Below are 23217 nucleotides of genomic sequence, written 5' to 3' on the forward strand. Positions count from 1 at the left end.
GTTTGGTTTGAGAAATGCTTTGGATCTTGTCGCGATGACTCGGCAGGTCTTATCCGATGACCGCCAGGACGTCATCTTCACGCATCAACAGGTACTCGACACCCTCGACTTCGACAGTCTCGCCGGCGTAGCTGCTGAACAGAACCTTGTCGCCTTCGGACAATTGGCTGTCACTGCGGCTGCCGTCATCGAGCAACTTTCCTGTGCCAACGGCAACGACCGTTCCGCGAGCTGGCTTTTCTTTCGCGGAATCAGGCAGAACGATGCCGCCGGCCGTCGTTGCTTCGCTCTCCTCTCGCTTGACCACAATACGTTCGCCGATTGGTTGCAGACGAACGGATGCCTTCTTCTTCGTGGCAGTCGCCATGGTTGCGGATACCTTTTGTAAAGTGCGGGGAATGTGACTGACTGTGTCGTATGTTTCTCTGGGACAAAACCAATCGCGGTCTTCTCCGTCCCGGATACGCAGTCGAACTGGGAGCTTGTGTGCGTCTCACACTTCGCCGGGGAACTTTCCCGACGGCGTGGTGGCAACGATTTTCTACTCCAAATCGCTTCGCGACAACCATGCTTCGGCGTCGCCAAGTTGACAGTTCGAATCATCAGCGGTGCGGGAGAGCAAAAGGCGTGCCAGTCGCCCCTTGGACCGCGGTTCCAAGCCCCAGAATCCTATGATGACCTGGATCCAAAAGCCGCGAATCGCCGCACTAAACCGCTTCCCCAGCGATCATGCCGAATCCTGAAGACGGCGGCTCCCTCGCCCCCAGACACCCAGCAGCCCCCCCAACTGCGAATTGGCACCACCAGGCCGAACCTGAGTGCCAGCGTGTTTCGTCAAAATGGCAGACACAGCTGTCCCCATTGGTTTCGCCGTCATCAGGCCGCCAATTGTTTCTGCCCAGCGAGCGTCTTCATCCATTGACGCTATCCTCCCGATCGGCGTCCGGCCTCCGCTTGCACTTTTGAATTTTGGTCCAAAGATTGCACTGACCTGGCCGAATCACAGTTTCTGTCAACTCCGACACAAATCCGATTCAATAGCGATCGATCATGTTAATCTTCGACCCTGTTTACTTCCTGTTCGTCCTCCCGCCACTCCTGCTGGCGATGTTCGCCCAGTGGCGGGTCAAGTCGACATTCGAGTCGATGTCACAAGTCCCCGCACGAATGACTGGCGCACAGGCCGCCCGCCAAATGCTGGACGCGGCTGGCCTCAGCCAAGTCGGGATCGAACGCGTCCCAGGTCACTTAAGCGACCACTACGACCCGCGCGCCAAAGTGCTTCGTCTTAGTGACGGCGTGTACAACCAACGCTCAATGGCAGCCGTTGGCGTGGCCTGCCACGAAGCCGGTCACGCGTTCCAAGACGCCAAAAACTACGCTCCACTCATCATCCGAAACGCAGCGGTCCCGGCTGCAAACTTCGGCAGCAATACCGGTGTGCTGCTGGCTTCGATCGGCTTGATGCTCTCGTCGATCCCGCTCGGACGCATCCTTCTGCTCGCCGGTATCCTGCTGTTCGGCGCGGTGGTGTTCTTCCAGTTGGTTAATCTGCCGGTCGAGTTCGACGCCAGCAATCGTGCACGCCACCACTTAGTCGCTGACGGAATCATCTCGGCCAACGAAGAACACTTTGTCGCCAAGGTGCTGAACGCGGCTGCGCTGACCTATGTCGCGGGAACGCTGCAAGCAGTGATGACGCTGCTGTACTTCGTCTTCCGATTCATGGGCGACCGGCGATAACCCATTCGCCGGCAGCGGCGACGACAGAAACAATCGTTCCGATCGATAACAGCCCGTGGCACTTCGGTGTCACGGGCTGTTGTCATTTGTCACACTGCCCAAATGTCACTCTGCCCAAAACGGTTCTTTCATTTCACCGAGCGAAGTCGAAATAGGCAGAGGCTTTTCCGCTAACGCCTCGGCTGCCTAGACGTTCAAGACTCCCACCAACGCGAGCAGAATCACCAGCACCAACACCACCACCGCCCGTGCTTCCCAACGATCTTTTCGCCGACCGTCATTCGCGTTTCTCGTTCGCAACCCGCGAACCCACAACACAAACGACGAGCCGACCATGATGGTCAGTACGTTAATTGCCACAACCAAAATCGGCCCCACCACCGGGCGCCCTTCGGCAACCGGCTCCCATATCCCAAACACCACTTGCAACCCGGCGGTAGAAATCGGCGGCACCAACGCCGCCGCGATCGCCGCACCGGCAAGCGCCGATGAAAGGTGGCTGCGAGTCCGCGCATACGCCGCCGCCATGCCGCCGATCAGCCCCACACAAAAATCGATCGGTGAGGGATTGCAACGTGCCCACATTTCCGTCGCACGCACGGGCGATAAATCGGGTTGGTCAAACAGCAATACAAACGCGCCAAATACAATGCTGGAACACATCGCTCCGACAAACCCCAGTCCGATCGCCGCAAACGCGGTCTTGAACAACGGGCGATTACCAAGCGTGATCGCTTGACCGGCCCCTAAGATCGGCGTCATCAACGGTGCAATCAACATCGCACCGATGATCACCGCAGCGCTGTTTTGCAATAGCCCAAACGCGGCCAACATACTCGAAGCGCTAATCAGTCCCAGAAACTCGACGCTGGGCCTCGAACCACTTTCGATGTCCTCCTGAAGCGAAATTCGCTCCGACCGAGTCAACGGCGGAATCACTGAATCGGTCCAACGTCGAAATCGTGTAACCAAGCCTGGAACGATCGACTCGCCTTCGCGTACCAACACCACCGAAGTACCAAAATCGTGATCTAAAAGTCGCAGAGCGGACCGATAGACAATGCTTTCCTTGGAAGTCGATTCGATATAAATCAACACCAGAGTTTCCGGATGGCTGCTCTGCTGGTCGAAGGCCTGGCGCGCCACATCCAACCGCTGGTCGAATTCCATGTCGACGGGCGGTGGCAAATGTAACGCCCACCGCTTCGGCCGCATCCCCAGCAACCGCATGCAAACGCGATTGATCGTGCGAGCCTGTGTTTCGAAACCGCCGACCAAGTGCGATTCGTCAGTCGGCGGAAGTGCCGACGGGTTCAACCACACGATGGGAAAGGTCGACGCTTCGAATAGCTCCCGCTGCCATTCCTCGTGGTGCTCTGCATGGAGGACCACCAGAACGCGAGTGCCGTGTTCTACGCAAAACTGAAACACACCGTCGAGCGACTCGTTCACCGTCGCGACGGTCGTGCCATTTGGGTTTTGGCGTTTGTAGTGTTCTTCGAGTTGGGACTGAGCGTGACGCCGCAAGATTTCCCGTTCGCTGCCGACCACCAGCGGCTTGATTGGGGCGTCGAGCGATTCGGCGAATACGGGCCCCCAATCAGCTGCGTAACGAACGTGTTCTTCCGAATGAATCAGTATCGTGACGCTCATCATGCCCCCAAGTGGCAGTCTAGCCACGCTTTCACCGCTTTCGATTGTTCACCAATACAATCGGTTTCCGTCTCGCCCACAGTTGAGGGGAATCCGGAGGACGAGACGTTGAACCCCCGTGATTAGTCGACTTTGACGTCGCCCTTTGTCAGGTACAAACGATTGGTTTGGAACGACTCGCCGACGAACGCCGCTACGGAGACCGATTTACCAGCCATCGATTCGGGAACCTTGAAGTTAAATTCCAAACGACCGTCCCCCGACGCCTCTTTGACGATTCGCTCGATGCGTTTGCCCTCGTCGTCTTTCAGCGTCACATGAAAACTTTGCTGGCCTAGGTCCTCTGGCAATCGGTGACGAAGTACCACGACATAATCTTCGCCGATCTTGGCCTGACCAGGAACGTTCATCCGAAACAGAGAACGATCCTGCTTGGGCTTCGTTTCGTCCTCATCGCTTTCCTCCGCGTCCTCTTCGCGATTGCGATTGCCACGATTCTTGCCGGCTCGCCTTGCGTCGGCTTCCGCTTGCTTGCGTTCGACATACTCACTGACCAAAGCATCGTCCTCGCGACTGTCAAATGCTTGCAGCATGTGATCGCCGGTCGATTCCATGTACTGTCGCATTGCAGCGCGGTGCTCGGCAATCTCGCTTTGGTAACGCGGATCATCGATCAGATTGACCAACGCATTGGGATCATTTTCATAGTCATAAAACTCCTCTCGAACGCCATGCTGAAACAGCTCCAACCGCTTTGCGATCTCCGGATCGGTCGGTGCGAGTTTCACCATTGCCCGATACGACAATGTCCCTGTCGTCGCTGTCCGAAAGACACGTTTCCCGTCAGGCCACGCGTTGAACAAGTATCCAAAACGTTTCGACTGGACGCTCCGCATGGGGCTGCGGTTTCCGCCGGAATTCTCGTTATAGACTTTGTAGACTTGATCGCGACCAGACTGCGACTCACCACGCAACGTCGGCGCAAAACTTCGTCCATCAAAACCGCCTGGCTGTGGCAATCCGGCGATGTCCAAAATCGTCGGCAATAGGTCAACGGCCGATACCATGTGCTCACGGTCGACTTCGCCCGCCTGAGTGACTTCTGGCCAACGGACAATCAATGGCGTACGCGTGCTGTGATGCCAAAGCGCCGTCTTGGCGAACGGCAGCGGCATGCCGTGGTCGGACAAAAAGACAATTGCAGTGTTGTCCTCCAGTCCCGATTCGGCGAGGGCTTTCATGATTTGACCGACGCAGTCATCGGCCCGGCGAACTGACGAGTAATAGTGCGCCAATTCCAATCGCACGTCGGGATCATCAAACAAGAATCCCGGGATCGGTACTTCGTCGGCTGTGTAAACACGCGATGGGACATTGGAATCGGGAACCACTTGCCCCTTCTTGCCCATCGCATAAAAAGGTTTGTGTGGATCCGAAATGTTGATGTTCAAACAAAACGGCTTTCCTTGATCGGCCGCCGATTGAATGCCGTGCTTCGTCGATCGATAGTAGGACTCAGGGTTTTTCATGTCCTGAGCCTCGCCATTCAAGGTCGTTAAATCGTCATCCCATCCATACGGTTGATACGGCGTCGAATGCGATACCTTGCCGCGGATGGCGACGTAGTAGCCGCCTTTCTTCATCAGATCAACCAAGTGCGGATGCGACGCATCGCGGACTTGATAAAACCCTTCCACCCCGGTGTTGTGTGGATAGCGACCGGACCACATCACATTGCGTGACGGGAAACAGTTGCCGACCTGCACATGGGCATAATTGTAGCGCAGCCCACTGGCGGCTAACGCGTCGATGTTCGGTGTCGTGCCTTCAAGCTCGCATCCGAACGCACCAACCGAATCACAACTCATGTCATCGACGGTGATCAGCAAGAGGTTGGTTTGCGCGGTAGCTTGATTCACGGTGCCGGATGCAAAGATTACAGCGGCCACGCCCAACAATGCGTACAGAGTTCTCATACGAAAGACTCTCAGGGTGGGAAATTGAAAAGGCAGGTAGGAAGACCAGCTGGCTGCTAGAGCTCAGTCACTTTCAAATTGCGAAATCGGATCAGCATGTGGTGCCCGGCATGCAACTGCAAACCAATCGGACCTTTGTCGGCAATTGTCACGGCGTCATAGTCGACGAATGGCTCGCCATTTAGGAATGTCTGAATCTGCTTGCCTTTCATAATGACTCGCAAGTGATTCCACTGACCCACGCGATGGACCTTGGCCACCTTGTCGCTGATCGCCGGGTAGCTGCCGCGTTTGTCGGCCGGTGCATAGATACACGCGGTCATGTCTTTTTTAAGACTGCCCGAAATACCGATCTGAACCTGATGACTTTCGCCACGCAACATCACGCCGGTATCGTAGTACTCCGATGGAGTCTGATACTCCAACTCCACTTCAAAGTCAGCGAACTTCTTTTCAGTCCAAAGTATCGAACCTTTCTCATTCGGGTTCTCGGCGATGATCATGCCGTCATCAACCTTCCAATGCCCCACGGTGTCTTCGGACGGTTTGACCTGCCATCCAGAAAGTGTCTTACCGTCGAAGATGTTGGCTTCTTCTGCACAACAAAACGCGGAACTTGACAAGCCAATCGAAAGACAAGCTAGGAACGCAACAATACCGTGGGTAGACATGATCGCTCCGCCTCCAAAGCGGGCAGGGGAATGGTTCAATCAGCCCAGGATCCTCTAGGCTGTGAGTGCATTCTAACCCGACCGCCCTCAACAAGTGACGCAAACCAGCGGCGTCACTTTCACGATCAGGACGATTTAACGTCTTCGCTTGTCTCGCGACCAGGACGTGCCATCAACGTAAACGCGGTGACAATCACGATCGCGACAACAATTGAAAACATCGTTTTCGCTGATTCGGACATCTCCGCTTCGTACGAGGCGTACCCGACCGCAGCCAACCCGGCCAATCCAACCGCCGTCAACGCCTCACCGGCTATCACACCTGATGAAAACAGAATCCCACGGTGCAACACACTATCGTGATCTTTTTCCGGCGTGCGGCGTGTGGTGAAGTATGCGATTAAACCGCCAATCAAAATCGGAGTAGCCAACCCGAATGGCAGATACATCCCCACCGCAATGGGCATCAGGTGCGCTCGAAATTTAGACTTCCTTTTCAAGATCTCATCGATCACCAAAATCACGACGCCGACGACTGCACCGATTCCAATCAGGTTCCACGGCAACTGACTTTCCCCGGCGAATCCTTTCGCTAATGACGCGAACAAGCTCGCCTGCGGCGCTGACAAGTTCGGCCCGCCAATCCCGCCTTCGGTGTTCTCATGCAACAACGTCAACACCGGTGCCATGACAAACGCGGCAACAAACACCCCGCCAATCTGCATCATCTGTTGCCGGAACGGAGCGGCCCCAACTAAAGAACCGGTTTTCAAATCATTACAGACATCGCCGCTCGTACACGCGACACAGCAAACAATTGCTGCAATACCAAGTGTCGACACCATCGCTTCGGTGCCGGACGAGCCGTAAAGCCACAACATGCCGCCGGCAACCAATACCGCCGTGATCGTCATTCCCGAAACAGGGCTGTTCGAATTGCCGACCAAGCCCACGATGTAGCTCGCGACCGCGGTGAAGAAAAATCCCATCGCCAACATCACCACCGTCCCCAATACGGTGACGCCAACGTTACCGGTGAAGCGATAATTCACGATCGCCAACATCGCGGTGCAGAGCAGTCCGAGGAAAATGATCACGCCCGATGGGATATCACGTTCACCAGCCAAAGGCGTCGCCTTCTGCCGATCAAATCCACCCCAAAGCTCGACCACCGCGGCTTTCAATCCGGCGCGGACTGCAATCAACGAACTCAATCCGCCAACCACCATCGCACCGACGCCGACATAGCGAACCTCAGTACTCCAGATTCGCCACGCACCATCGATCGCCGATTCCGATTCACCCAGTTCACCGATCAATGGGATCCCAATCAACCATCCCAACGTCCCGCCAATGAATACCAGCACCGCAACGTTTAATCGGACAATAAACCCAACCGCGACCAACATCGGTGACAAGTCGCCGCCGAAGTAAAAGATCCGTCCGCCACTAGCCATCGCCGTCTGCAGTGTTTCGGTCACCATGCCGAAATAGCCGGCGATGACTTTGAACAGGCCGCCCAGGACACCACCGGCAACCAGTCGCTGCGCCGCCCCATGCTGCCCAGCCTCTCCAGCTTCCAGCACTGCCGCGCAAGCAACGCCTTCCGGATAAGGCAACTCGTCATTGTTTGCCACAAAGACGCGACGCATCGGAATCATGAAAAGGATACCGAGTAAGCCACCGGTTAACGCGACCATCGAGACGGTCCAAAAATCGAACTCCTGCCAATGCCCGATCAAGATCATCGCAGGCATGGTGAAGATAATCCCCGCTGCCAATGACTCACCTGCTGATGCACAAGTTTGCACCTGATTGGCTTCCAAGATGCTCGATCGCTTGAAGAACAGCTTGAAAATCAACATTGCCATCACCGCAGCTGGGATCGAAGCCGACACAGTCATACCGGCTTTTAAACCGACATAAACGTTGGCAGCGCCCATCACAACGGACAACACGAGCCCTAAGAGAATCGCTCGCAGTGTCAGTTCAGCGCGAGTCCCGCTGCCCGCCTCTGCATCGGTGGTCGGTTCAGTCACAGAAGACATTTGATTCGTCGCACAAGGGTTAGAAGGCAAAGGTTAGAAGGTTCTTTGGCAATCACCGATTGGACACGCCAATGCTGAACGCGCAAGGCTTACAGACCACGCAAGATCGACGGGTGATCACGTGGGGCAATATACCTACTGGGCTTTTTAGGAAGCTTCCCCCAACATGTTCGCGCAGGTAAATGTTCGCCACAAGGGAGCTTGCTTTTCAATTACCTAAAATTAACGAGCTTTTACCCACCCCACTGACCTTCATAATTCGCTACATTGATCCCGCTAACAAGCGACGCCTCACAAAGACTCATCACAACTGAGAGAGCTGAGCCAATGCGAATGAACGCTAAGCAATGCATCGCGATATTCTTCTCGATCTATGTCGGTTTGGTCTCAACTCCCGCGTCACAGTTGCTCTGTGCTGCCGAGCGGGATCTGATCGCTTCGTTGATCCCAGCGAAGCCTATCGCCACCAAAATCGCGCCTTCGCTGCCGCCAACTGCACCGACGAATTGCTTCGTGGATCGTTTTCGTAGCGAACACGATCGAGAGTTATTCGCACGCCTAACAGCCCAGCTTTCCCAAGCTGCCGAAAACTATCAAAGCTGGGGCGTCCGCAAAGAAACAGCGCTATACCCTAAGGTTGCTCGCTCGACTTACGACGACGCTCTCAACACCAAGTGGAACAAGGTTGATGCAGAACAGACGACCTGCGAAGCGATGCTTCGCTTGGGTGAGAAATACCGCACCGAATTAACGTCGCCCGCTGACCGCCGAATCCGCTGCTGTTTCGACGGAACAATTGCTCGCGTCCGCAGCACTCACGGTGTGGTAAATGGCCCCGAATCTCGTGTGGCTCGATCATTCGAAAACCGCTTTGATTACGTCTGCCCCCACATCACGCTAACCAGCACTCACTACACGCCCTCGATCGATTGGCTTTACTCGCCGGAGTCGGTCCAAAATGTGTTTGCGTTCGGTTATCAGATCAACGGGATTGAAATCCGGTCCGCCGAAATTGACGGGCACCCCTGCGATCGCGTCAGTTGGTTCGCAACGATGGAACGCGATGGGCAAATTCTCTATTGCGATTTGTACCTTGCCCGCGACCGAAACTACATTCCGATTCGAATGGAGTTCGGAACCCCGGCGTTTGTCCCCGCAGTCGAAAATTTGGTCACCAATGTTGATGCCTTCCAACAAGACGAACAGGGACGCTGGTTCCCGCACCAAGTCACCTTGGTCAAAAATCATGGCAAAACGTTTCAGGTTGCAAAGTCGACCTATGAACTGACACCACAGTTCGACCAAACGCGACTCTATAGCGACAGTTCCGCGATTCTGGACCAACACCACAGTCCGCCACCGGCAACGGTTAAACCTTATGCTTCGCCCGAACTATTAACGACCGTCCAACAACGCTACTTTGGCCTGGGTAATCCGATTTTGGGAATCGACGTCGGGCAAAAGCTCGTCGTGTACTGGGTCGCACTCATCTTGACGATTTTGCTCTCAGTTGCCTGGGTCGTTCATCGCACATCACTCGACAAATCGCTGCGTGACTATTTCATGCACCACCGTTTTCTATTCGGTGTGATCGGTATCTCGATGACGGCTTTGTTTGGCGTTATCTGCATGCTCCCATCCGGATGGCTGACCTTCGGATTTACCTTGATGGCAATGGGGCTCTTTGGGCTCGCTTGGATCGCGATGCAAAAAATCCTGTTTCGCGAAACCAAGATCTCGATCCTATCGACGCTTTTCGCCGCCGCCGCGATCGCGATCATGATGTCGGGTTACAGCATGGGCACCAAGCGAATGAAGATTCGTCAACAGATGATCGATGACATTCGCAACACCGGCGGCCAAGTCGCCATCGGCATGTGGCGTCTCGATGAAGAGGGGCTGTTTTTACCTGCCCCCATTGTCGACGTCTTGGGTGAAGCTTGGTCCGGACGGGCACATCGCGCCGCGATCGAACAGCAATCGTTTAACCGCAAGAATGTCAAACGTTGGTGCCTCGACGAAGTCCGTTGGCTGGGCATTGCTTCCGCCACAGGCGAACCGTTTGACGTCGATGTCGAAGCAATCTCTGCGATCAAAAACAAGCAGTTGCTTTGGACGTTTCATGCCGACCAAGGTTACCTAAACGATGACGCGATCTCGGAACTAACCAAGTTCAGCGGCCTGGTCGATTTGCACTTCGACTGCCAAGGGCGCCCACTCTCAAAACGGGTTCACGCTCTCCATTCGCTGGAGCGGATTTGGCTGACCAATGCAGTGGTTGATGACGAACTATTACGCACGCTAGCCGATGTTCCACAGCTGGAATCACTCTGCCTGATCAACCCAAGCTTTGTCTATGGCCCATGTGAACTTAACCAATGCGGTTTGCAAGCCATCGACATCATGCACGCCACGGTGGATCACCAAGCGATGCGTCTACTGGGCCAGTTGCCGACCTTTTTATCCTTCACCGATTGCAAATTCAATTTCCAAAACGCGCCCTCGCCCGTCGAGTTGACAAAGACGCATTCCATGATGGTGCTCTCAAGCCAAATCGACGATCGCTCGCTCGTATCAATGGGGCAGTCGCCAAACCTCGACTGGCTTCATGTGGGCAACACCAACATCACCATTGACGGCATTGAACAGTTCAGCCAAATGCACCCCAGAGTCCCGGTTTCCTTGGAATAATGGAGCAAGCCCATCGCATTTGAGCGATAAACCGCGTCAGCCATTGACTTCGGCGGTCGCAAGTTGGAACCAAGTGATTCGAGGATGCGTGACTTGGGATCAATAGTGTGGCGGTTTTTCATCTGCCAGATCGCCGCGTGGTTCGACCGCGCTCTTCAGACGGTCCAATTCCTGCTCCCACTTCAACACCTGAACCTTCATTCGATTCAAATCACGCGACTGCTCCACAACGACTTGATTCAATACGTCGTACTGATGTTGCAAGTGGGCAAGCTGGGATTCCAACTCGATCATACGTTTTTCGTTGTCTGCCATAGGGCACCATTGATCCTCTCTTCGATTCATTCAGAGATCTGCCGCTTCCACCTGTGAACTTGCTGCAGCGACAAGCACGATCGCGTAGAATCGCCCGTCGCTGCTGCCCCAAGCAATCACGCAGCAGATCTTCCCCATCCCGCCTGTCCATTCATTCGCCCGATATGCCCGCCGCCCTGAATCCGCGTCAACGTTTACTAATGGGCCCCGGTCCAAGTACCGTTCCCGCCCGAATTTTGAAAGCGATTTCGTCACCGACTCTCGGACATTTGGACCCGCAATACATCGGGTACATGGATGAAACTTGCGAGATGATCCGCCAAGTTTATCGGACCGAGAACGCGTTGTCGTTCCCCGTCTCGGGGACCGGGATGGCCGGCATGGAAACGGTCATGGTCAACCTGATCGAACCCGGCGACGAAGCGATCGTGATGGTCAACGGCGTTTTCGGCGGACGCATGAAAGACATCCTGACCCGCTGCGGCGCCGAAGTGCACGCGATCGAGATTCCCTGGGGCCAGTCGTTTTCAAAACAGCACTTCGCCGATGCGGTCGCCGCCCACCCAAACGCCAAATTGCTAGCCGTCGTTCATGCCGAAACATCCACCGGCGCGCTACAAGACCTCTCCGGCGTCGGCGAAATCGTTCATCAAGCCGGCATGCTGCTAGTCGTCGATGCCGTCACATCCATCGGCGGGCACGACGTCCGCGTCGACGATTGGGGCATCGACGCGATCTATTCCGGCACGCAGAAATGTTTGTCCTGCCCGCCAGGCCTCTCGCCCGTTTCATTTTCGCCGCGTGCTTTGGAAACCATCGACGCCCGCAAGACGCCAGTCCGCAGTTGGTACCTGGACGTCACGATGCTGAAAAACTACTACACCGGTGGCGGCGGCCGCGCGTACCATCACACCGCGCCGATCAATATGGTCTACGCCCTCCGCGAAGCACTTGCCATCGTCCTTGAAGAAGGCCTCGACGAGCGTATCGAACGACATCGCGACATGCACTTGCTGCTTCGCGAAGGCCTCGAATCGCTGGGCCTGAAATACATTCCCGACCATTCGCTGCACACACTGAACTGCGTCGCTGTGCCAGACGGCATCGACGAAGCCGCCATCCGTAAACGCTTGCTGACCGATTTCGATATCGAAATCGGCGGCGGCCTGGGCGTTTTCGCCGGCAAGGCGTGGCGAATTGGCTTGATGGGTGAATCGGCGGCAGAGAAAAATATTCTGACCTTGTTGGCGGCACTCGATAAATGCCTGCGTTAACCTCGCCGCTGCACACGCTTGCGGCCATCTTGCCTCCCGGTCGCGTCAGCGAAGCCCCGTCGTACTGTGCGGCGTTTGAATCCGACGGACTGACCGCGTTTCGTAAACGCCCGATGGGCGTTGTGATCCCCGAAACACAAGACGAAGTCATTCGTACGGTTCGCTGGTGCGCCGAACACAATCTGCCCTTTGTCGCACGCGGCAGTGGGACCAGTCTGTCCGGCGGCTCGATGCCCGTTTCCGACGGCATTGTCATCTCGCTAAACAAACTGCGGGCGATCAAGAAACTGGATCCCAACAACCGCATCGCCGTCGTCGAGCCCGGCGTGATCAACCTGCACGTCTCTCAGGCCGCCGCGCCGCATGGACTGTACTATGCCCCCGATCCGTCCAGTCAAAAAATCTGCACCATCGGCGGCAACATCGCATTCAACTCCGGCGGCGCACATTGCCTGAAATACGGCATGACCAGTAACCATGTCATCGGCATGAAAGTCATCACCGCAACAGGCGAGATCGCCGAGTTTGGTGGCGATTCGGTCGAGTCACTCGGTGCGGACATGACGGGACTGTTCGTCGGCAGCGAAGGCTTGTTCGGGATCGCCTTGGAAATCACCTTGCGGTTGATCCCACAGCCCGAATGTTTTCACACGGTTTTGATTGGCTATCACGCACTTCGTGACGCCGGCGATGCCGTGTCCGCGGTGATCGATTCGGGCTTACTTCCCGGTGCGATGGAGATCATGGAATCACTGGCCATCGAAGCGGCCGAAGCGGCAACTGCTTGCGGTTACCCCAAGGGTGCCGAAGCCGCACTGATCGTCGAACTCGAAGGCCCACGTGAGCGGATTGAACTGGAAAAACAGCAACTGCATGATGTGATCGCCGGCACGAACGCTTTCGAAACCGTCGTCGCCGCCGACGATGCACAACGCGGCGCGATCTGGGCCGGACGCAAAAGCGCGTTCTCTGCCGTCGGCAAACTCAGCCCGGACTTTCTCGTCCAAGACGGCGTCGTCCCACGAAAGCGACTTGGCGAAGCCTTGGTCAAGATCCAGCAATTCGCCCTCGAGTCCGGGCTCCGCTGTGCGAACGTTTTCCACGCCGGTGACGGCAACCTACACCCGCTGATCTTGTTTGACGATTCCATCCCCGGGCAACTCGAACAAGCCGAAGCACTCGCTGGCCGCATCCTGACCCTGTGCGTCGAGATGGGTGGATCGATCACCGGCGAACATGGCGTTGGCATCGAAAAACGCGAGTACCTCGCCCAGATGTACGACCCCGCATCAATGAACGTCATGCACCGCGTTCGCGCGGCCTTCGATCCAAAACACATTGCCAACCCCGGCAAGATGTTTCCCAGTGGCGATGCCGCGGCACCAGAACCGACCTGCACACCAAACCAAGCATCATCTGACTCGCTCAGCTCATCCCCCATCGAAGTCGACTCGCCGGAACAGCTTCGCCAAGCGATCGGTGACTTCAAAAAGGTCCTCTGCGTCGGACGACAAACCAAGCCGCCATTGTCACGAGTCGATGACGCGGTATTGATTTCGACACAAGCGATGAGCGGTATTACCGAGTACGAACCGTCGGAGTTCACGTTTTCAGCTTTTGCGGGTACGCCGCTTGCCGAAATTCGCGACCAACTCGAAACCCGGCGACAATACCTGCCCTTTGACCCGTTGCTCGTTGATTCGGGTGCGACGCTGGGCGGTACCGTCGCGGCAGGACTGAGTGGCCCCGGCCGACATCGCTATGGTGGCCTTCGTGATTTCATCTTGGGGGCAACCTTCGTCGATGGTGACGCGACTTTGATCAAGTCCGGTGGCCGAGTCGTCAAGAACGCCGCCGGTTTTGATTTGCCCAAACTGTTTGTCGGTAGCTGCGGACGCTTGGCCGCGCTCACCGAATTGACGTTCAAGGTGTTTCCCAAACCGGTTGAACTGCATTCATTTTCGTTGGCCTGCACCGATCACGAAGCCGCAATGAAAGCCGTCGCTGACCTTGCCCGCGGCCGCTGGGAATTGGACGCGATCGACTACGACGCCAACGCAAAGTTGATCTGGATTCGCATCGGTGCGACCGCAGCGATCGCGAAACAAATCGTCGACGACATCCAGCGAACGTTGTCAACCTCGCCGCCGTTCTCCGCCGCCGACGACTCTTTACAAGAATCGCCTTGGCAACGTCTGCAACAGCTGGATCTTCTGCCAGCGGTCGAGGACAGTGTGACATGCAAGATTCCTTCTTCGTTGCAGTCAGCTGGCAAGTTAGCCCAATGGTGTGAGTCCCAGGAGTATCGCGGCGACGCAAGACTTCATGTCAGTGCCGCGGGTGCGGTTTGTTGGCTGGCAATTCGCGGGACGTTGCTGCCTGCGTTGGAACAACAACTCTCACAACTACAGCGTGCCGGATTGGTTATCTGCGATCCGCAACACGTCACAACCAAACCAGTCATCGGTCCGACGTTAACACAGCCGATTGACCTCGCCGTTCAACATGCGATTGATCGAGTCGATCGTTTTCCCGGATTGGTGTTCTGAGAGATGCGACACGAGATTAATCGCGAACAGTATGGTGCACTCGGTCCGGTGATGGCCGATGCGGTCAGCCAATGCGTCCATTGTGGGTTTTGCCTTTCCGCATGCCCAACCTATCAAGAACTTGGACGCGAGCCCGACTCGCCCCGCGGCCGGATCATCTTGATGAAGGAAGTGCTCGAAGGCACCATCCCGCTAGACTCCGCAGCACCGCACCTCGATGCCTGCTTGGGTTGCCTCGGATGCGTTCCTGCATGCCCCTCGGAAGTTCCCTACGGCGACTTGATCAGCCCGTTTCGTGCACTGCATCAATCGAAGCAACCACGGTCGCTTGGCAATCGCATCAAACGAACCCTGGCACAACTCACGCTTCCGTTTCCGAATCGCTTTCGCTTGGCAGCCAAAACCGGCAAGCTTGCCAAGCCGATTGTTGGACTGTTGCCCGAAGCCTTACGGGTGATGCTGGATTTATTGCCAGATGAATTACCCGCCGCCCAGCGACTCGATGCCGTCTATCCCGCAACGACGAAGCAGCGTGGACGGGTCGCATTGTTGGCCGGCTGTGCACAACAAGTTCTCGCCCCTGACATCAACCTCGCCACCATCGAAGTTCTCAACCGCAACGGCATCGAAGTCGTCGTGCCGCAACGACAAGGCTGCTGTGGCGCGTTGTCATGGCACGTTGGGAATTTGAAAGCCGCCCAAAAGATGGCAATCGAAAACATCAAAGCGTTCGCCGGAAACTTTGACGCGATCGTGACCAACGCGGCCGGATGTGGAAGCGGCATTCATGAATACCCGCTGATCTTGAAAGGCACCGAGCACGAAGAAGCAGCCTCGCGATTCGCCAAACAAACGATGGACGTATCAGTCTACTTGGCGTCGCTCGGGGAACTGGCACCAATCCCCGAACCGACACAGCCGATCACTGTCGCGTATCACGACGCCTGTCACCTTGCCAACGCACAAGGCGTCCGTGCACAACCCCGACACCTGCTGAAGTCCGTTCCGGGAATCACGCTGGTCGAAGTACGCGACGGCCATCTCTGCTGTGGTTCTGCCGGTACCTACAACATCGATCAACCAGAAATCGCTGCGTCGCTTGGCCAACAAAAGGCTGACCGTGTCATCGAATCCGGTGCGAGCTTGGTCGCAATGGGTAACATCGGATGCATGACACAGATCGAAAACCACTTGCAACAAAAGGGCAGCCACGTGCGTGTTCGGCACACGGTGCAAATCCTTCGCGATGCCTATCAAGGCAAACTTTAGCAACCTGTTGCACGCCTTCGTTCATCGCCACTCTCCAATTGCCACCATGAACTCGTTCGCAATCAAACGTTCCGATTCATGTTTCTAGACTTGCCCTCTGACGCACGACGATTTTTCGCACGCTAAAACGAAGCGAAAAGAAGCTTCAGGGTCGCCGTCGGCTGTTTATCAAAAACGTACGTCGGCTGATCCAACTTTGCTCCGGAGTCTGGATGATTGGCTCCGCAGTAGCGTGCATTCTGATTGGCGTAAAACTCGTTTCCGATCTGATCAGCTTCGGCAAATACATTCTGGCTGGCTTTGCAGACGTTGCGGCGGACGATCCTTTCCCGGTCACCGGGCAAACAATTTACACCAATTCGTCGCTTTCCCAGATACCACGCTGCCCCCCCATCAGTTCTAATGCCCGCCGGGTAGCGTTTCCTGTTGACCGCTTCCCTGTAATCGCGTGATGCACCCCTGGTCGATGAAGGAATTAATGCCTTCATCTTTTGCGATGAACGATAGAGAGTATCCCCCGGTTCTCGATGAAGACTTGGTCGGTTTCTTTGAAACAGAGACGTTTGCCGGCGGCGGGCTTGTCTGGGATGCCGTGCTCGAATATCGAGTCTGGGTTCACAGTGATGACGCCGACGATTGCGTGAACGTGTTTCGTTGCTACCGCGATGCGAGAGCGTTTTCGGAAGCGACACTCGGAGCCGAATCGCCTGTCGCATTGATCTTGCAACGTCAATACATCGACGAAGTGGAAGAAGGCCAATACGTGCACGTGCAAGAATCGCGGATGACCGAATGGCCCGTCGAATTCCTCGCCCGCCCGGCGAGGACCGAGCAAACGATTCCCGAATTTCTATCCCCTGACGCACCCGAAAACCGCCTCGACATCCTGCGAGGAAACGTCGACTAGCGCCAGCGACTAAACGTAGTGGATCTTGTCAAAGATCCGGATTTCAGCACGCCCGGATCTTTGACACACGCCCGGATCTTTAACAAGATCCACTACTTGCGTCACTCCGGAGACGCACGAACGATTGCAAAGTGCAAATTGGAAGAAAATAAATCACCAGCAATCGGCGAGCTGTCCACCTGCCGCGCAATTCCAAATTTGCAACGTTCAATTTGCAATTTGCAATCCTCCTTCCACCCGCCTCTCCCGTAGTGGATTTTGTTAAAAATCCCGTTCCATCACACACTCGGATCTTTAACAAGATCCACTACTTTGAAACCTGGTGATCTCTGCGTGTCATTGCCTGAACTCTTTCTCGTTTTTCCGATACATCGCTTCAAGAGTCTTGTCGTTTTCGCTGACGAACACTTCGTCCAAGACTTCCATCCATTGCATGCGATCGATGCGGAAATTGCGGAAGTCTCTCCTTAATTCGCACCAACTCGCCAAGAACCAGATCGGTGCGACAAAAGTCAACCCGAGCGGCCGAAGCTTTCGAATCGTCTCCGCTCCCACACCGTCGACGTAGGAAATCTCAACGACGTGTTGGGTGCGGATTGCGCGCCGCAGGGAAGTAAAATCGATCTGAAGAGTAGGTTTACTTGGACTAGGGTATGAAAAAGAAGTCGCTTGACGGATGCTTTCACCTAGGTCATCCGGTAGCACCGCGGTGATCTTGTCGAGTGTCTTTCGAGCCGCCAATGCCATCGCTGGGTCAGCCCAGCTCTGCACCATCTGCGCACCAAGGGCGAGTGCTTCCAACTCTTCGTCGTCGAATAAGAGTGGGCGTACGACATAGTCGGGATTGATTAGGTAGCCTACACCCGCTTCTCCGGTCAGCGGTACGCCAGACGCTTTCAAGTCGGCGATGTCGCGGTAGATCGTCCGAACACCAACTTCAAGCTCTTGCCCCAACTCGCTCGCAGTCACCGCATTCCGGCGTGCTTTGAGGTACTCCACAATCCGAAAAAGACGATCCGCACGACGCAATGCACTACTCGGTGAAAACGAAACCTCTGAATTCTCGCAATGCTGCTGACAGTAGGCTGTCAGGAGGGTCGTGTAAAGTCACCCGATCGCATCAAAGCCATCACGTACACGTTGGCAATCATTCGTAACTAAATGGCCGGAGCTGAAGTGTTCGATCCTACCGATTTCCCCGTCCCCACTCTTGTCCCGCTAAACGATATCCATTTGGAAGTTTTCGAGGCGGGACAGCAAAATGCTGGAAACCCGATCGTGCTCTGCCACGGTTGGCCAGAACACGCGTTCTCTTGGCGCTACCAAGTTCCAGCACTTGTTGCGGCAGGCTACCACGTGATCGTCCCAAATCAGCGAGGCTACGGAAATTCGACTCGACCGACTGAGACCACCGCCTACGACATCAGGTATCTGACGAACGACTTGGCGGCGCTCCTTGATCACTACGGTTATCGAGACGCAACGTTCGTTGGTCACGATTGGGGTGCGATGGTTGTCTGGGGACTGGCATTAATGCATCCTGCTCGGATCAATCGACTGATCAATCTCAGCTTGCCGTACCAAGAGCGTGGAGTCATTCCTTGGATCGAGTTGATGGAGCAGATGTTTGGTGTTGACCACTACTTCGTCCATTTCAATCGAAAACCCGGCGTTGCCGACAAAGTACTCAGCGACAACACGCATCGATTTTTACGCAACTTGTATCGTCAAAATGTACCGCCGCAAGAACCTGAAGCCGGCATGTTTTTGATCAACCTCGCCAAAGCAGAAATTCCACTTGGTGATCCGTTGATGAGCGACCTTGAATTAGAGGTATTTGTCTCCGCATTCGAATCGACCGGGTTCACCGGGAGTATCAATTGGTATCGAAATCTTGACCGCAACTGGCAGATTTTGGCGGATATCGATCCGGTCATTCGTCATCGGTCACTGATGATCTACGGAGACCAAGATGCGATCCCCAAATCGAAGAATTTGACGCAATTTGTCCCAAGGGTTGATGTAGCAAACTTGGATTGCGGCCACTGGATCCAGCAAGAAAAACCGGAGGAAACAAATTTGATGATCTTAAAATGGTTGCGGCAAAACCCAGTCTAGACTGCAATTTGCAATCGTCCCACCAGCCGCCTCTCTCGTAGTGGATTTTGTTAAAAATCCCGCTCCAACACGCCCGGATCTTTAACAAGATCCACTACCTCGCGCCAAACCGGAGACGCACGAATCGATTGCAATGTGCAAATTGGAAGACTATAAATCACCAGCAACCGGCGAGCTGTCCACCTGCCTCGCAATTCCAAATTTGCAATTTGCAATTCACCCCGCACCCGCCTCTCTCGTAGTGGATTTTGTTAAAAATCCCGCTCCAACACACCCGGATCTTTAACAAGATCCACTACCTTGAATTGGGCGTGTAAGACTTCTTTCTCGGCTGGGTATAGCGGGCGACTGCCTTCGTAACGATGCCTTTCCCGCTTCGACAAGATGCCGATGACTCCCGAAGAATTGACCGACCTGTTTGATCAACAAGCTGCAAACTACGACGCACAGTGGGCGAAAACGGAAGCGATTCGCAACTGCCTATTTCTGCTGCTGGATTCACACTTTGCCGAACTGCCTGAGAACTCGCGCGTGCTTTGCGTCGGTGCCGGCACGGGCGCCGAGATGGAGCACTTTGCGAAAGCGCAACCGGACTGGAGCTTCACGGTCGTCGAACCGTCGGGCGAGATGCTGGAACTTTGTCGCGAGCGTGCCGAAGCAGGCGGCTTTGCAGATCGCTGCGTCTTCCATCACGGCTACTTGGAAACGCTTGAGATGGCCGAACAACACGATGCGGCAACCAGCTTCTTGGTCTCGCAATTCTTTTTGGACCGCGACGATCGACGAGCCTTCTTTGCCGAAATCGCCAGCCGATTAAAACCGAACGGACTGCTTGCCAGTTCCGACCTATCGTGCGATCAAGCCGCCGCCGACTACGACGTGCTGCTTGAAAGTTGGATGCGGATGCTGGCGATGAGCACCAACGATGAAGCCGTCGTCGCACGTATCAGGAAGGCTTACGTCAACGATGTCGCTGTCCGCCCGATCGACGAAGTCACGTCGATCATCAAGTCAGCCGGCTTTGAAAACGCGACGCCGTTTTTCCAAGCCGGGTTAATTCACGCATGGATCTCCACACGATAAGCCTTTCGTGTGTTTTGCCTTCGTTGCTTTTTGCTGCTGCGCTACTTTCGTGAAGCAAACGGCGATAGAGGGACTAGCCCACCGACTTGCTTGCGATAGTCCTTGTAGCCTGGAAACTGCTGCTGCATCTGCTGTTCTTCAAACTTCGACTTTTGCACGAGCACGATCACCAAGACGCCCCACATCAGGCAGCGACTGATCGCCAGCGGTGATGCCAACGTCGCGGCGGTGAACCACAGCAGCCCGCTGTACATCGGATGGCGTACGACACGGTAGGCGCCGCTGGTTACAAGCTCTGTCCGTTCGGTGACTGACGGGTGGATGCGAATGTTGCGTAAGCCGATCGTGAACCAAGCCCAGACGGCGAGCCCCATTCCCGGTGCGCCAAGCAAGAATGCCAACACCGGAAACGGCTTCCACCGGATCGACAACACCAAAGCAGCCGACAATAAAAATTGTGCTGCTACGGCGAACGACTGCTGAAGTGGTCGATTCAATCTCGGCGTTCTCTGTCTAAATAACGTTCAGTTCTCGAGGTACCCGAGAGAGCCTAAGAACTCGGACGCTTTGGCCAGAGTATCTTCATAAGCATCGCCCGAATTGAAGAAACCGTGCGGCGCGCCGTCGTAGAGGTGCAGTTCGTTGCGTACGCCCAGTTCCGTCAGCTTGTCACGGAACGCCTCGCCCGTTTCGACGGGGATCAGCTTGTCTTTGGTTCCCAGGAACACAATCGTCGGTGGGACATCGGCGTCCAAATTGTGCAGTGGCGAAATCGCTTCGTAGAACTCGCTGACGCGGTCGTATCCATAACCTTGCGGCCCGTTGTCATAAACGGGATTGAACAGCACCAACGCGTTTGGCCGACAACTGACCGCCAGATCGTCTGCCGGGTCATCGAACTGATCAACCGTTGCGGTTGCTGCGGCCACATGCCCGCCTGCCGAGCCACCGCCGGCGGCGATGCGCTGCGGGTCGATGTTTAATTCGTCGGCATGGGCGCGTACCCAGCGAATCGCAGACTTGCCGTCCGCCACGCATTCTTTTGGCGAGGTGCCATGTTGTTTCTTGACGCGGTACTGGGCACAGATTGCGACCATCCCACGATCGGCCAAGGCCCGCGATTGACCGTAGAACTGCGAGGGACTGCCGCCGACCCATCCGCCACCGAAAAAGAATACGATCGCGGCACGTGGCGTCGGATCTGACGCTTTTGGCGGCTCGAAAAGGTGTAGCTCTAAATCCACCTCGCCGACCGACTTGTAGACGACCGTTTGATCCGGCTGCGGTTTGTCTTTCGCAGCCTTTTTCTTTTGCGCGTTCACCGGCAACGCGAACGTTGCGACCAAGACCGCGAGCACGGCGAGTCGGTTCATGTCGAAAACCTGAGGCGGGGCGGGGTAGAGCAGGGAAGGGAAACGCAGGATCGTCTAACCAACGCTTTTCGTTACGCTGATTTTACCAACGTTCGATTTTACCAACGTTCAATGCAGCAGTGTTTTTCCCAAGCCGAGTCCCAGCCCCAAATCGCAATCGCGGTCTATTGCGACAAAGCTGTTTACAGACGACGCAATCCGTCTTCTGTCATCGGCGTTGGGATTTCGAAGTCGACTTGGTCGATACGTTCTAGTGTTTCGTCGTCGAGGATCAAGTCTTTCGCTTCCAGTGACTCGTTGAGCTGTTCGACCGATGTCGCACCGATGATGGTTGAGCCGACGAAGTCATGTTGGCGACTCCATGCGACCGACAGTGCGGTGACGGTGGTGCCGATGTCCGTTGCAATCTCCGTCAACCGACGAGTCGTTTCGAGCGTGCGGTCGTTCACGAAGCGTTTGGCCATCCGAAGTTGCCGTTCGGCGTCGCCTTTTAGGTACGCGGTGAAGCGAGCGCCTTCTGGCGGCCCATCTTGGTATTTGCCAGTCAACACGCCACCGCCCAGTGGCGAGTACGGCAGGAGCGAGATGCCTTCTTGACGACAGACCTGTGCCAATTCGCTTTCACAGCGGCGGTTGATCAGACTGAAATTGTTCTGCACGGTTTCGTAGCGATAAGTTTCGCTGACGTCCGCGGTCCAGCACGCCTTCATCATGCCCCAACTGGTTTCGTTGCTGGCTCCGAACGCACGGATCTTGCCTGCGTCGCGCAGGTCTGACAACGCCCCCAGGACTTCCTCGTAAGGCATCCCGTGATCTGGCCAGTGCGTTTGGTAAAGGTCGATGTAGTCGACGTCCAATCGGCGCAGCGAGTCTTCGCATGCTTTGAAGATTTGATGCCGGTCAAGCGTGGTCTTACCGTAGCGGACGGGCGGTTTGAACCAACCGTGTCCGGGCCCGGTGACTTTGGTGGCGACGATGACGGTTTCGCGAGGCTTGGTTTTGATCCAGCGGCCAACGATTTCTTCGGTCACGCCAAACAGTTCGGCCGATGGCGGTACGGGGTACAGTTCGGCGGCGTCGAAGAAGTCGATCCCGGCGTCGTAAGCGGTGTCACAGATTTCGTGACTCAGTTTTTCGTCGCACTGCAAGCCGAACGTCATCGTTCCCATGCAGATGTCACTCACAACAATTCCGCTGCGTCCAAGCCGTCGATATTCCATGGTTGTCTGATTCAGTTCGCGTCAAATGAAATTGGGAGCGGCCCATGATAAAGGGGCAACGGAAACACGTCGACTCGGAGAGGATGAGCGTGTGTTCGATTGAGACGGAGTTCGCGAGATCAGCCGCCAATCCGCATTCGTCAAACGACGACGCACGATTGATCGCCCCGGAGGGGCCGCCTTGGGTAGCTCGGGGTGTTAACCCCGAGTTGCGTGTCACCCGCGAGCGCATCGCCCCGGAGGGGCCGACGGTGGTTCGTTGCAAGACCGACGACGGCCCCTCCGGGGCGAATGATTGATGGCTCGACGAGGTCTTGGGGCTCCCGC

At 55.6% G+C, this 23217-nt stretch carries 19 protein-coding genes; 8 read left to right on the plus strand and 11 right to left on the minus strand.

Annotated elements, in window-relative coordinates; all coding sequences use genetic code 11:
* Window positions 1-49: 49 nt before the first annotated feature.
* Window positions 50-367: a co-chaperone GroES gene (gene groES / locus CGZ80_RS14410; protein WP_094415575.1), complete on the minus strand. Its 318-nt coding sequence runs from the start codon at window positions 365-367 to the stop codon at window positions 50-52.
* A gap of 683 nt (window positions 368-1050) precedes the next feature.
* On the opposite strand from groES, the gene CGZ80_RS14415 reads away from it, so the two are divergent.
* On the plus strand, window positions 1051-1743 hold the full coding sequence (locus CGZ80_RS14415; protein ID WP_094415577.1) for a zinc metallopeptidase: 693 nt from the start codon (window positions 1051-1053) through the stop codon (window positions 1741-1743).
* 186 nt (window positions 1744-1929) lie between these two features.
* On the opposite strand, the gene CGZ80_RS14420 is transcribed toward CGZ80_RS14415, so the two are convergent.
* The 4 genes from CGZ80_RS14420 to CGZ80_RS14435 form a co-directional block, all read right to left on the minus strand.
* Window positions 1930-3423: a DUF389 domain-containing protein gene (locus CGZ80_RS14420; protein ID WP_143543930.1), complete on the minus strand. Its 1494-nt coding sequence runs from the start codon at window positions 3421-3423 to the stop codon at window positions 1930-1932.
* A gap of 95 nt (window positions 3424-3518) precedes the next feature.
* On the minus strand, window positions 3519-5372 hold the full coding sequence (locus tag CGZ80_RS14425; RefSeq protein ID WP_094415581.1) for a sulfatase: 1854 nt from the start codon (window positions 5370-5372) through the stop codon (window positions 3519-3521).
* Between the two features lie 56 nt (window positions 5373-5428).
* A complete protein-coding gene (locus tag CGZ80_RS14430; RefSeq protein WP_094415583.1) occupies window positions 5429-6043 on the minus strand; it encodes a DUF1080 domain-containing protein in 615 nt (204 codons plus the stop codon).
* Between the two features lie 125 nt (window positions 6044-6168).
* Window positions 6169-8091: an OPT family oligopeptide transporter gene (locus CGZ80_RS14435; protein ID WP_094415585.1), complete on the minus strand. Its 1923-nt coding sequence runs from the start codon at window positions 8089-8091 to the stop codon at window positions 6169-6171.
* Between the two features lie 327 nt (window positions 8092-8418).
* On the opposite strand from CGZ80_RS14435, the gene CGZ80_RS14440 reads away from it, so the two are divergent.
* A complete protein-coding gene (locus tag CGZ80_RS14440) occupies window positions 8419-10782 on the plus strand; it encodes a hypothetical protein (RefSeq protein ID WP_143543931.1) in 2364 nt (787 codons plus the stop codon).
* Window positions 10783-10881: 99 nt separating this feature from the next.
* Here CGZ80_RS14440 and CGZ80_RS14445 read toward each other — a convergent pair whose 3' ends face one another.
* Window positions 10882-11097, minus strand: coding sequence for a SlyX family protein (locus tag CGZ80_RS14445; RefSeq protein ID WP_103296352.1), 216 nt, complete (start codon window positions 11095-11097; stop codon window positions 10882-10884).
* Window positions 11098-11261: 164 nt separating this feature from the next.
* On the opposite strand from CGZ80_RS14445, the gene CGZ80_RS14450 reads away from it, so the two are divergent.
* From CGZ80_RS14450 to CGZ80_RS14460, 3 genes are read left to right on the plus strand one after another with little or no spacing between them, the layout of a single operon-like run.
* The gene (locus CGZ80_RS14450; protein ID WP_094415591.1) at window positions 11262-12371 is read left to right on the plus strand and encodes a pyridoxal-phosphate-dependent aminotransferase family protein; all 1110 of its coding nucleotides are present in this window, start codon (window positions 11262-11264) and stop codon (window positions 12369-12371) included.
* A complete protein-coding gene (locus CGZ80_RS27975; protein ID WP_158222695.1) occupies window positions 12359-14920 on the plus strand; it encodes an FAD-binding oxidoreductase in 2562 nt (853 codons plus the stop codon). The genes CGZ80_RS14450 and CGZ80_RS27975 overlap by 13 nt, the downstream gene beginning before the upstream one ends.
* 3 nt (window positions 14921-14923) lie before the next feature.
* Window positions 14924-16189 (plus strand): (Fe-S)-binding protein, encoded by a 1266-nt coding sequence (locus CGZ80_RS14460; RefSeq protein WP_094415593.1) that lies wholly within the window; start codon window positions 14924-14926, stop codon window positions 16187-16189.
* Between the two features lie 122 nt (window positions 16190-16311).
* Here the strand turns inward: CGZ80_RS14460 and CGZ80_RS27980 are convergent, their stop codons facing one another.
* A complete protein-coding gene (locus CGZ80_RS27980) occupies window positions 16312-16677 on the minus strand; it encodes a hypothetical protein (RefSeq protein WP_146042965.1) in 366 nt (121 codons plus the stop codon).
* Window positions 16678-16685: 8 nt separating this feature from the next.
* On the opposite strand from CGZ80_RS27980, the gene CGZ80_RS14470 reads away from it, so the two are divergent.
* The gene (locus CGZ80_RS14470; protein WP_094415644.1) at window positions 16686-17096 is read left to right on the plus strand and encodes a GCN5 family acetyltransferase; all 411 of its coding nucleotides are present in this window, start codon (window positions 16686-16688) and stop codon (window positions 17094-17096) included.
* 336 nt (window positions 17097-17432) lie between these two features.
* Here the strand turns inward: CGZ80_RS14470 and CGZ80_RS14475 are convergent, their stop codons facing one another.
* The gene (locus CGZ80_RS14475) at window positions 17433-18125 is read right to left on the minus strand and encodes a helix-turn-helix transcriptional regulator (RefSeq protein WP_094415597.1); all 693 of its coding nucleotides are present in this window, start codon (window positions 18123-18125) and stop codon (window positions 17433-17435) included.
* A gap of 132 nt (window positions 18126-18257) precedes the next feature.
* Here CGZ80_RS14475 and CGZ80_RS14480 point away from each other — a divergent pair, with 132 nt between their 5' ends.
* Both CGZ80_RS14480 and CGZ80_RS14485 read left to right on the plus strand, forming a co-directional pair.
* Entirely contained in the window at window positions 18258-19214 is a 957-nt protein-coding gene (locus tag CGZ80_RS14480) for an alpha/beta fold hydrolase (protein ID WP_198953695.1), read from the plus strand.
* A gap of 384 nt (window positions 19215-19598) precedes the next feature.
* A complete protein-coding gene (locus CGZ80_RS14485) occupies window positions 19599-20297 on the plus strand; it encodes a class I SAM-dependent methyltransferase (protein ID WP_198953696.1) in 699 nt (232 codons plus the stop codon).
* A gap of 41 nt (window positions 20298-20338) precedes the next feature.
* Here CGZ80_RS14485 and CGZ80_RS14490 read toward each other — a convergent pair whose 3' ends face one another.
* The 3 genes from CGZ80_RS14490 to CGZ80_RS14500 all read right to left on the minus strand — a co-directional run bounded on the left by CGZ80_RS14490 (window position 20339) and on the right by CGZ80_RS14500 (window position 22890).
* Window positions 20339-20794, minus strand: coding sequence for a methyltransferase family protein (locus CGZ80_RS14490; RefSeq protein ID WP_094415599.1), 456 nt, complete (start codon window positions 20792-20794; stop codon window positions 20339-20341).
* Window positions 20795-20821: 27 nt separating this feature from the next.
* Window positions 20822-21670, minus strand: coding sequence for an alpha/beta hydrolase (locus tag CGZ80_RS14495; protein ID WP_094415601.1), 849 nt, complete (start codon window positions 21668-21670; stop codon window positions 20822-20824).
* 182 nt (window positions 21671-21852) lie between these two features.
* Window positions 21853-22890 (minus strand): aldo/keto reductase, encoded by a 1038-nt coding sequence (locus tag CGZ80_RS14500; protein WP_094415603.1) that lies wholly within the window; start codon window positions 22888-22890, stop codon window positions 21853-21855.
* Window positions 22891-23217: the final 327 nt, after the last annotated feature.

This window comes from Rhodopirellula sp. MGV (genome assembly GCF_002251265.1).
Classification (GTDB): domain Bacteria; phylum Planctomycetota; class Planctomycetia; order Pirellulales; family Pirellulaceae; genus Stieleria; species Stieleria baltica_A.

Coding starts and splice junctions, on each gene's coding strand:
- groES (WP_094415575.1), bottom strand. CDS start 367: ATGGCGACTGCCACGAAGAAGAAGGCATCCGTTCGTCTGCAACCAATC.
- CGZ80_RS14415 (WP_094415577.1), top strand. CDS start 1,051: ATGTTAATCTTCGACCCTGTTTACTTCCTGTTCGTCCTCCCGCCACTC.
- CGZ80_RS14425 (WP_094415581.1), bottom strand. CDS start 5,372: ATGAGAACTCTGTACGCATTGTTGGGCGTGGCCGCTGTAATCTTTGCA.
- CGZ80_RS14430 (WP_094415583.1), bottom strand. CDS start 6,043: ATGTCTACCCACGGTATTGTTGCGTTCCTAGCTTGTCTTTCGATTGGC.
- CGZ80_RS14435 (WP_094415585.1), bottom strand. CDS start 8,091: ATGTCTTCTGTGACTGAACCGACCACCGATGCAGAGGCGGGCAGCGGG.
- CGZ80_RS14440 (WP_143543931.1), top strand. CDS start 8,419: ATGCGAATGAACGCTAAGCAATGCATCGCGATATTCTTCTCGATCTAT.
- CGZ80_RS14445 (WP_103296352.1), bottom strand. CDS start 11,097: ATGGCAGACAACGAAAAACGTATGATCGAGTTGGAATCCCAGCTTGCC.
- CGZ80_RS14450 (WP_094415591.1), top strand. CDS start 11,262: ATGCCCGCCGCCCTGAATCCGCGTCAACGTTTACTAATGGGCCCCGGT.
- CGZ80_RS27975 (WP_158222695.1), top strand. CDS start 12,359: ATGCCTGCGTTAACCTCGCCGCTGCACACGCTTGCGGCCATCTTGCCT.
- CGZ80_RS14460 (WP_094415593.1), top strand. CDS start 14,924: ATGCGACACGAGATTAATCGCGAACAGTATGGTGCACTCGGTCCGGTG.
- CGZ80_RS27980 (WP_146042965.1), bottom strand. CDS start 16,677: ATGAAGGCATTAATTCCTTCATCGACCAGGGGTGCATCACGCGATTAC.
- CGZ80_RS14470 (WP_094415644.1), top strand. CDS start 16,686: ATGAACGATAGAGAGTATCCCCCGGTTCTCGATGAAGACTTGGTCGGT.
- CGZ80_RS14480 (WP_198953695.1), top strand. CDS start 18,258: ATGGCCGGAGCTGAAGTGTTCGATCCTACCGATTTCCCCGTCCCCACT.
- CGZ80_RS14485 (WP_198953696.1), top strand. CDS start 19,599: ATGCCGATGACTCCCGAAGAATTGACCGACCTGTTTGATCAACAAGCT.
- CGZ80_RS14495 (WP_094415601.1), bottom strand. CDS start 21,670: ATGAACCGACTCGCCGTGCTCGCGGTCTTGGTCGCAACGTTCGCGTTG.
- CGZ80_RS14500 (WP_094415603.1), bottom strand. CDS start 22,890: ATGGAATATCGACGGCTTGGACGCAGCGGAATTGTTGTGAGTGACATC.